Consider the following 8,715-nt stretch of genomic DNA (forward strand, 5'->3'; position numbering starts at 1 on the left):
TCGCTACTTCATGGGCGTACTCATCGCGTGCTCATCGAGTGCTCATCGCAATCTCGACCTACTTCCAACTCGCGGGGTACCAGAGCCGCACGGGGGTTCCGCGCGACGCGTCTTACGGTGTTACCTGATCGGCAACTGTCGTCTGCTCGACGTGCCGGCGCAACGCCTTTGTGTCGAGCGCTCCCGGGGCGCGCAAAGCCCTGGTGAACGCTCGGCGGCGTACCGCCTGGTCGAGACAGACCGGGGCGGGGTGCACGTACGCACCCCGGCCGGGCAGCGTACCGCGAGGATCGGGGACGCAGGCGTCCTCGACCGCCACGATGCGCAGCAGCTCCGTCTTGGCCGCCCGCTCCCGGCACCCCACGCAGGTGCGCTCAGGGCATGTTCGGGCGTGCGTCCGGCCAGACACAGTTAAGTCTACCTCCCCGTAGCGACCCCACCCCTTTGGGGCAGGAATCGCACAGTTACCGCGCAAGAACTGTCGTGATCTCAACGGCCACCGGCCGAGATCTATTCCCCGGCCTGCTCCGTGTCCGGCCGGATGTCGATCCGCCAGCCGGTGAGGCGGGCGGCGAGCCGGGCGTTCTGCCCTTCCTTGCCGATCGCCAGGGACAGCTGGTAGTCCGGAACGGTCACGCGGGCGGAGCGGGCCGCCATGTCGACGACCTCGACCTTCGACACCCGGGCGGGTGACAGCGCGTTCGCCACCATCTCGGCCGGGTCGTCCGACCAGTCGACGATGTCGATCTTCTCGCCGTTCAGTTCGCCCATGACGTTGCGCACGCGTCCGCCCATGGGGCCGATGCAGGCGCCCTTGGCGTTCAGGCCCGAACGGGTGGAACGGACCGCGATCTTCGTGCGGTGGCCGGCCTCGCGGGCGATGGCGGCGATCTCGACGGACCCGTCGGCGATCTCCGGCACCTCCAGGGCGAAGAGCTTCTTCACGAGGTTGGGGTGGGTGCGCGAGAGCGTCACGGAGGGCCCGCGCACGCCCTTGGCCACGCGGACGACGTACGACCGCAGGCGCAGGCCGTGCTGGTAGGTCTCGCCGGGGACCTGCTCCTGCACCGGCAGGATGGCCTCCAGCTTGCCGATGTCGACGAGCACGTTCTTCGGGTCGCGGCCCTGCTGGACCACTCCGGTGACGATGTCGCCCTCACGGCCGGCGTACTCGCCGAGCGTCGCGTCGTCCTCGGCGTCGCGCAGGCGCTGGAGGATCACCTGCTTGGCCGTGGTGGCGGCGATGCGGCCGAACCCGGACGGGGTGTCGTCGAACTCGCGGGGCTGCTGCCCCTCCTCGAGGTCCTCGGGGTCCTCCTTCGCCCACACGGTCACGTGACCGGTCTCCCGGTTCAGCTCCACGCGCGCGTGGCGGCGGCTTCCCTCGGTGCGGTGGTAGGCGATGAGGAGGGCCGACTCGATCGCCTCGACCAGCAGGTCGAAGGAGATCTCCTTCTCCCGCACCAAGCCCCGCAGGGCGCTCATGTCGATGTCCACGGCTACGCCTCCTCCTCTTCCTTCATGTCCTTCTTGTCCTTGCGGCTGAACTCGACCTGGACGCGGGCCCGGTCGATGGCGTCGAAGGCGAGTCTGCGGGTGGTGGCCTTGCGGCCCTTCACTCCCGGTACCTCGACGTCGAGGCCGTCGTCGTCCACGGTGAGGATGCGGGCGACGAGTTCACCGTCCTCGTGGAGCTGGAACCGCACCAGGCGGTCGGTGGCCCGTACGTAGTGGCGGTGTTCGGTGAGGGCGCGCTCCGCGCCCGGGGTCCCGACCTCGAGGGTGTACTCGCCCTCGCCCATCGCGTCCGTCTCGTCGAGCCTCGCCGAGAGCGCGCGGCTCACATCGGCGATCTGGTCCAGGTCGGCACCGCTGTCGGAGTCGACGACGACGCGCAGCACACGCTTGCGTCCGACGGAGTCCACGGCGATTTCTTCGAGATCCAGACCCTGGGAGGTGACGAGCGGTTCCAGCAGTTCTCGCAGCCTCTCGCTCTGGGTGGTGCTCATCCGGGTGACTCCTCGGCCGCGTGTGCTGTTGTGGGATGGGTCGCGTGTCTGGTCAAAGGGTATCCGGTCGCGGGGGGTGTTGCCGTCCACCGCGGGCGGGCCCGCGCCGCCCCGCGCGCGCCGTGCGGCCGGCGGGGTGGGGCCGGTGCCGATGAGTGGTGCCGGGCGGGTGCGCGGGTACGGTGATCACGGGCATGCCCACCCGTGATCGGTGTTTCTGTCGTACGAGTTCCCCGAGGACGTCTGCCGTGCCGTTCCCCCCGCCGCCGCGCACCCTCTCGGGTCCGCGCAGAAGAACCCTGCTCGCCTCGGCCGTCGGGGCCGCCCTGCTGGCGAGCTGCTCCACGGACGGCGACTCCGGCGGGGACGGCTCGGACGGCAGCCCGTCGGCCGCGGACCGGGCACGCGCGCGTGCGGCGCGGGACAGCGCGGGGCTGGTGGCGCGGTACGACGCCGTCCTCTCCGTCCATCCGACGCTGGTGGGGCAGCTGGCGCCGCTGCGGGCGGAGGTCGTGGAGCACCTGACGGCCTTCGGGGGCGCCGCCGGGCAGTCGGCCTCCCCTTCGGCCTCCCCCTCTTCCGCCGCCGCGGCCTCGTCCCCCGCGTCCCCTTCCGCGTCGGCCTCCGGGGCGTCCTCCCCGGCCGCCGTTCCCCCGGTCGAGGGCGACGCGCTCGCCGACCTCGCCGCCGCGGAGCGCACGCTGGCCGATCAGCGGCTCGCGGCCCTGGCGGCCGTGCCCGGCGAACTGGCCCGGTTGCTGGCCTCGGTGGCGGCGGCCGGTGCCGCGCACGCGTACCTGCTGACGGAGGGGGCCCGATGAGCGGGCGGAAGAACGACCGGGACAGCGGGGAGCTGGCGGCGCTCCAGGCGGCGCTGGCCGCCGAGCACGCGGCGGTGTACGGGTACGGCGTCGTCGGCGGCCGGGTCCGCGAGGGGCGGCGCACGGAGGCACAGACGGCGTACGACGCGCACCGGGCCCGGCGGGACGCGCTGGCGCGCGAGGTGCGCGACCTGGGGGCGGAGCCGGTCGCGGCGAGCGCCGCGTACGCCCTGCCGTTCCCGGTGGAGGACTCGGTCGCGGCGGTGCGGCTCGCCGCCGAGCTGGAGGAACGGGTGGCCGGGGTCTACTCCGACCTGGTGCGGGCCACCGGGGACGCACGGCGCCGGGAGGCGGCCGGGGCGCTGCGGGAGGCGGCGGTGCGGGCGGTGCGCTGGCGGGGCGGGAGCGTAGCCTTCCCTGGTCTCGCGGAGCGGTCCGCCACGGCCGGGGACCCGGCCGTCACCGGCGCCGGGCCGTCGGCCACGGAGGCGGGGCGGGCGGCCCCGGCCTCTTGATCGCCGGGCGGAGCAGCGCACACGTCGGGAGACTTCAGGAAGACGCCGGAAGGCACCGGAAGACGCCGGAGGGCACCGGAAGGCGCCGGAAGGCGTCAGGACACGTCAGCGGCGGCGAAGCCGTGAAGGTCGTGAAGGCGGCGGACGGGGGCACAGGCGCACCGGGGGGCCGACGGCCCGCAGCGGAGCGGACCAGGGCGGGACCAGGAGCAGGGAAGGGACGGATCGCGCATGGCTTTCGAACCGCCGCGGCGTCTGGTCAGGGCGCTCGGTGAGACGGCACCGGACGGTGACGACTGGCTGGAGAAGCTGCCGGAGGCGGCCCGACAGGCCGTCTCTCTACGCGGGTTGACCGTCGAGCGGGTGCAGGTGCCGGGTGGGCGCAGCAGCCTGGTGGTGCTGGTGCGGTGCGCCGACGGGACCCCGGCCGTGCTGAAGCTGGCCCCGCCCCGCTTCCGGCCCGAGGCCGAGCGGGCGGCGCTCGCGCACTGGGGCGGCCTGGGTGCCGTACTGCCGCTGGAGGGGCCTGTGACGGAGGGGGTGCTGCTGCTGGAGCGGCTGCACCCCGATGTGTCGGTGCGGTCGCTGCCGGAGGCCAAGGCGTTGCTGGAGGCGGCGGGCACGTTGCGACGGCTGTGGGTCGAGCCGCCCGGCGACGACGCCGGCGGGCGGGTGTTCGAGACGGTGGCCGAGCGCACCGGGCGGCAGGCGGAGGCGATGCGGGCGAGTGCCGACGCCGAGGTGGTCCCGCTGGTCGACGCGGCGCTCACGGCGCGTGCGGAACTGCTCGCCGCGCCGCCCGAGCACCGGTTGCTGCACGGCACGTTCCGGCAGAGCAAGGTGCTGTCCGGTGAGCGGATGCCGTGGCTGGCCGTGGGGCCGGATCCGGTGGTCGGCGAGTGCGCCTTCGACCTGGCCCGGCTGGTCCGGGACCGGGTGGAGGACCTGATCGCCTCGCCGTCCGGGGCGGCGACCACCCGGCGGCGCGTGAAACGGCTCGCGGAGTCGCTGGAGGTGGACCAGGAACGGCTGCGCGGCTGGACCCTGTTCCGCGCGGTGGAGTCCGGTCTGCGGGCCCGCCGGGTGGGCCGGACCCGCGACGCGGAACTGCTGCTGGAGTTCGCCGGCTGGCTGTAGGCGGAACGGCGGCTCGGGTGCCGACGGCGGCGCGGGTGTCGGCGGAGGAACGGCGCGGTGCCGATGTCGGCAAGGGTGCCGCCGTAGGAACGGCGCGGGTGCCGGTGTGAGAGGGGCGCGGGTGCCGGCATGGGGGCAGAAGCGGCCTGGGCGCCGGGCCGGGGGTGGGCGCGGGGACGGGAGCGGCCGGAGTGCCGGATCGGGCACGAGGGCAGCCGCAGAGGCGGACCGAAGCGGGCGCGAGGCGGGCGCAGTGCCGGAACCGGACGGACACGAGGGCGGCCACAGTACAGCCGGGCACGGAGGCGGCCGGCGCGGTGGACCGGGCGGGAAGGCGGGAGCGGCCGGAGTGCTGGAGCCGGCGCGAGGACGGCCGCAGTGCCGGGTCCGGGGCGGGGTGCCGTGGGTGGCACCCCGCGTGCCGGGGGCTCGTCCGTCAGGCGGTGAGGCGGGCGAGTGCCTCGTCCACCGTCAGTTCCTCGCGCTCACCGGTGCGGCGGTCCTTCAGCTCCAGGACGCCCTCGGCCGAGCGGCGGCCCGCGACCAGGATCTTCGGTACGCCGATCAGCTCGGAGTCGGTGAACTTGACGCCCGGGGAGACACCGGCCCGGTCGTCGACCAGGACGCGCAGTCCGGCCGCCCGCAGCTTCTCGGAGACGTCGAGGGCGAGTTCGGTCTGGAGGGCCTTGCCCGCGGCGACGACGTGCACGTCGGCCGGGGCGACCTCGGCGGGCCAGCACAGGCCCTTGTCGTCGGCGGTCTGCTCGGCGAGGGCGGCGACGGCGCGGGAGACGCCGATGCCGTAGGAGCCCATGGTGACGCGGACCGGCTTGCCGTTCTGGCCGAGGACGTCCAGCTTGAGGGCGTCGGCGTACTTGCGGCCGAGCTGGAAGATGTGGCCGATCTCGATGGCGCGGTCCAGCTTGAGGCCGGTGCCGCAGTTCGGGCAGGGGTCGCCCTCCTGCACGACCACGACGTCGACGTACGCGTCGACCTCGAAGTCACGGCCCGCGACGACGTTCTTCGCGTGCGTGTGCTCCTTGTTGGCGCCGGTGATCCAGGCGGTGCCGGGGGCCACGCGCGGGTCGGCGATGTACGTCAGCTTCTCCTGGCGGCCCTGCGGACCGACGTAGCCGCGGACCAGGTCCGGGCGGCCCGTGAAGTCCTCGGCGGTGACCAACTCGACGGTGGCCGGGGCGAAGTGGGCCTCGACCTTGTCCAGGTCGACCTCGCGGTCGCCGGGGACGCCGACGGCGACGATCTCGCCGTCGACCTTGACGAGGAGGTTCTTCAGGGTGGCGGAGGCCGGGACGCCGAGGGAGGCGGCGAGGGTCTCGATGGTCGGGGTGTCCGGGGTCGGGATCTCCTCGAGGGCGGGCACGCCGTCGGCGTCGACCGGCTTGAGCTCGTAGGTGATCGCCTCGGTGTTGGCGGCGAAGTCGCAGTTCGGGCAGTCCGCGAAGGTGTCCTCGCCGGCGCCGGCCGGGGCGAGGAACTCCTCCGACTTGGAGCCGCCCATGGCGCCGGCGGTGGCGGCGCAGATGCGGTAGTCGAGGCCGAGGCGCTCGAACACCTTCTGGTAGGCCTGGCGGTGCAGGGCGTAGGACCGGGCGAGTCCCTCGTCCTCGGTGTCGAAGGAGTAGGAGTCCTTCATCAGGAACTCGCGGCCGCGCAGGATGCCGGCGCGGGGGCGGGCCTCGTCCCGGAACTTGGTCTGGATCTGGTAGAGGATGACCGGCAGGTCCTTGTAGGAGGACGCCTGGTCCTTCACGATCAGCGTGAAGATCTCCTCGTGGGTCGGGCCGAGGAGGTAGTCGCCGCCCTTGCGGTCGTTCAGCCGGAACAGCTCCGGGCCGTACTCGTCCCAGCGGCCGGTCGCCTCGTACGGCTCCTTCGGCAGCAGGGCGGGGAGCAGCACCTCCTGGGCGCCGATCGCGTCCATCTCCTCACGGACGATGCGCTCCACGTTGGCGAGGACCTTCTTGCCGAGCGGGAGCCAGGTCCAGATGCCGGCGGCGGTACGGCGCACGTAGCCGGCGCGGACGAGGAGCTTGTGGCTGAGGACCTCGGCGTCGGCGGGGTCGTCGCGCAGGGTCTTCGCCATCAACTGGGACATGCGCTGGACCGGTGCGTTCGCCATGGTTCTCGTACTCCTGCCGGATGGGGGTCCCCCGCTCGGGCGATGCCGGGAGCGGGAGATGGTGATGGCTAGGAGGTTAGCCGGGAGCCCTGGGTGGCCGGAAATCCGTCAGCCGTGCGGACGGCGCAGCGGGAGCGGGGCGCCCATCACCGCGTACGGGCGGGGGGCGCTGGGGAAGAGGACGCGGCGGGCCAGGTCCTGGTAGCCGAGGGAGCGGTAGAGGGCCCGGGCGGGGCTCTCGGTGTCGATCGCCGAGAGGATCGAGCGGGGTTCCGTCGCGCCGTCGGTGATGGTGGTGATCAGGGCGCGGCCCGCCCCGCGGTTCTGGTGGGCGGGATGGACGTGCAGTTCCGTGATGACGAAGGAGTCGTCGAGCCAGGCGTCGTTGCCCTGGGCGCGGAGGTAGGGCTCCACCACGGTGGACCACCAGTGGGTGCGGTCGTTGGGCATGCCGTACACGAAGCCCACGAGTGTGCCGCCGGCCGTGGCGCCGAGGGCCCTCGCTCCGGGGTACGCCATGTGACGCAGGACGATCTGCCGGCGGACGGCCACTTCGTCCGGGCCCAGCCCGAAGGCGACGGCTTGGACGGCCAAGGCCTCGTCCACGTGGGCTGTGAGGTCCAAGGGGCCGATGACGAGGTCCATGACGGGAGACTACAGGGGAGGTTCCGCCGTCCGCGGGGCGCGGGCTCGTCCGACGCCGAGCGGCCGGGCCCCCACTAGGGCCTGTCGTTTGGATCACGCCGCAGACGCCCACCGGGCGCTGTCGGGTCCCTGCGACCTGATCCGAACGACAGGCCCTAGAACAGCACGCTCATGAACGCGCCCGTCTCCCGGAACCCCACCCTCTGGTACGTCCTTCTGGCCGCCGTGTTGAAGTCGTTCACGTACAGGCTCACCACCGGGGCCACGTCCGCCAGGGCGTAGCGCAGGACCGCCGCCATGCCGGGCGCCGCCAGCCCTCTGCCCCGGTACTCGGGGGCCACCCACACGCCCTGGATCTGGCAGGCCTGCGGGGTCGCCGCGCCGATCTCCGCCTTGAAGACGACCCTGCCCCGGTCGTCGAGGCGGGCGAACGAGCGTCCGGAGCCGACGAGTTCGGCGACCCGGGCCTGGTAGAGCAGTCCGCCGTCGCCCGCCATCGGGGAGACGCCGACCTCCTCGGTGAACATGGCCACGCACGCCGGCATGATCGTTTCCATCTCGTCCTTGCGGATGCGGCGGACGTAGGGATCCGGGGCGATGTCGGCGGGCATGCGGTCGGTGACCATGAGGGGCTGGCGGGTGCGGACCTCGCGGGCCGGGCCCCAGTGGGGTTCGAGCAGCCGCCACAGCTGGGCGGTGGGTTCGGCGGGGCCGACGACGGAGGAGCAGCGGCGGCCGGCCCGGCGGGCGCGCTCGGCGAAGGCGCGGACGGCGCGGGGGGTGGCGCAGATGGGGACCAGGTTGGCGCCGGCGTAGCACAGGGAGGTCAGCATGCCGTCCTCGTACCAGCCCCACATCTCACCGCCCAGCCGCCAGGGGTCCAGGCCGGCGACCTGCACACGGGAGGTCACGAAGGCGTTCGCGACCGGCTCGCGGTCGAGGACGGCGAGCGCGGCGTCCAGGTCGCTCGGTTCGAGGACCCGGGAGGTGGTCTGCGTCAACACGTGCGGGGCCTCACACTGGGGTCTGCCTGATCTCCGCACTGTACCTGCGGAAGCTGGGCAGTGCGCCCTGCGGTTCGGCTCCCGGGGCTGGGGGCCGTCGGGCGCCGAACCGTCGCCGGGGGCTGCCGCCCCCGGGCCCCCGCTTCGGCCCTGAAGGGGCCTCGTCCTCAAACGCCGGACGGGCTGGGTTCGCTGACCGGCACTTGGACGGTGAGGGCCCCGCTGGTCAGCCCGCGACCGACACCGACGGTTCGCCGGAGGTGATGCCGTCCGCCTCCATCTGCTCGGCCAGCTTCATGGCCTCCTCGATGAGGGTCTCGACGATCTTCGACTCGGGGACGGTCTTGATGACCTCGCCCTTGACGAAGATCTGGCCCTTGCCGTTGCCGGAGGCGACGCCGAGGTCGGCCTCGCGCGCCTCGCCGGGGCCGTTCACCACGCAGC

General features: G+C 73.3%; 9 protein-coding genes and 1 pseudogene. 3 read left to right on the forward strand and 7 right to left on the reverse strand.

What is annotated here, in order from left to right; all coding sequences use genetic code 11:
• Positions 1-112 precede the first annotated feature (112 nt).
• The 3 genes from ACZ3KJ_RS34940 to rimP form a co-directional block, all read right to left on the reverse strand.
• A complete protein-coding gene (locus tag ACZ3KJ_RS34940; RefSeq protein WP_467532936.1) occupies positions 113-409 on the reverse strand; it encodes a YlxR family protein in 297 nt (98 codons plus the stop codon).
• Positions 410-510: 101 nt separating this feature from the next.
• Positions 511-1,497, reverse strand: a complete 987-nt coding sequence (nusA, locus tag ACZ3KJ_RS34945) for a transcription termination factor NusA (protein WP_467532938.1) — start codon at positions 1,495-1,497, stop codon at positions 511-513.
• Between the two features lie 2 nt (positions 1,498-1,499).
• Positions 1,500-2,009: a ribosome maturation factor RimP gene (rimP, locus tag ACZ3KJ_RS34950; protein ID WP_467532940.1), complete on the reverse strand. Its 510-nt coding sequence runs from the start codon at positions 2,007-2,009 to the stop codon at positions 1,500-1,502.
• Between the two features lie 248 nt (positions 2,010-2,257).
• On the opposite strand from rimP, the gene ACZ3KJ_RS34955 reads away from it, so the two are divergent.
• From ACZ3KJ_RS34955 to ACZ3KJ_RS34965, 3 genes are all read left to right on the forward strand, one after another.
• Positions 2,258-2,830, forward strand: a complete 573-nt coding sequence (locus tag ACZ3KJ_RS34955) for a hypothetical protein (protein ID WP_467532941.1) — start codon at positions 2,258-2,260, stop codon at positions 2,828-2,830.
• A complete protein-coding gene (locus ACZ3KJ_RS34960; RefSeq protein ID WP_467532943.1) occupies positions 2,827-3,345 on the forward strand; it encodes a ferritin-like domain-containing protein in 519 nt (172 codons plus the stop codon). The genes ACZ3KJ_RS34955 and ACZ3KJ_RS34960 overlap by 4 nt, the downstream gene beginning before the upstream one ends.
• A 231-nt stretch (positions 3,346-3,576) precedes the next feature.
• Positions 3,577-4,482 (forward strand): aminoglycoside phosphotransferase family protein, encoded by a 906-nt coding sequence (locus tag ACZ3KJ_RS34965; RefSeq protein WP_467532944.1) that lies wholly within the window; start codon positions 3,577-3,579, stop codon positions 4,480-4,482.
• Positions 4,483-4,918: 436 nt separating this feature from the next.
• Here the strand turns inward: ACZ3KJ_RS34965 and ACZ3KJ_RS34970 are convergent, their stop codons facing one another.
• The 4 genes and pseudogenes from ACZ3KJ_RS34970 to ACZ3KJ_RS34985 all read right to left on the reverse strand — a co-directional run.
• On the reverse strand, positions 4,919-6,622 hold the full coding sequence (locus ACZ3KJ_RS34970; RefSeq protein WP_389520147.1) for a proline--tRNA ligase: 1,704 nt from the start codon (positions 6,620-6,622) through the stop codon (positions 4,919-4,921).
• A 108-nt stretch (positions 6,623-6,730) separates the two neighbouring features.
• On the reverse strand, positions 6,731-7,267 hold the full coding sequence (locus ACZ3KJ_RS34975; RefSeq protein WP_467532945.1) for a GNAT family N-acetyltransferase: 537 nt from the start codon (positions 7,265-7,267) through the stop codon (positions 6,731-6,733).
• Between the two features lie 155 nt (positions 7,268-7,422).
• Positions 7,423-8,271: a GNAT family N-acetyltransferase gene (locus ACZ3KJ_RS34980; RefSeq protein ID WP_389520151.1), complete on the reverse strand. Its 849-nt coding sequence runs from the start codon at positions 8,269-8,271 to the stop codon at positions 7,423-7,425.
• A gap of 226 nt (positions 8,272-8,497) precedes the next feature.
• Positions 8,498-8,715 (reverse strand): annotated as a pseudogene (locus ACZ3KJ_RS34985) (flavodoxin-dependent (E)-4-hydroxy-3-methylbut-2-enyl-diphosphate synthase); the annotation flags it as partial.

It is taken from the genome of Streptomyces sp. NPDC003248, from assembly GCF_055563235.1.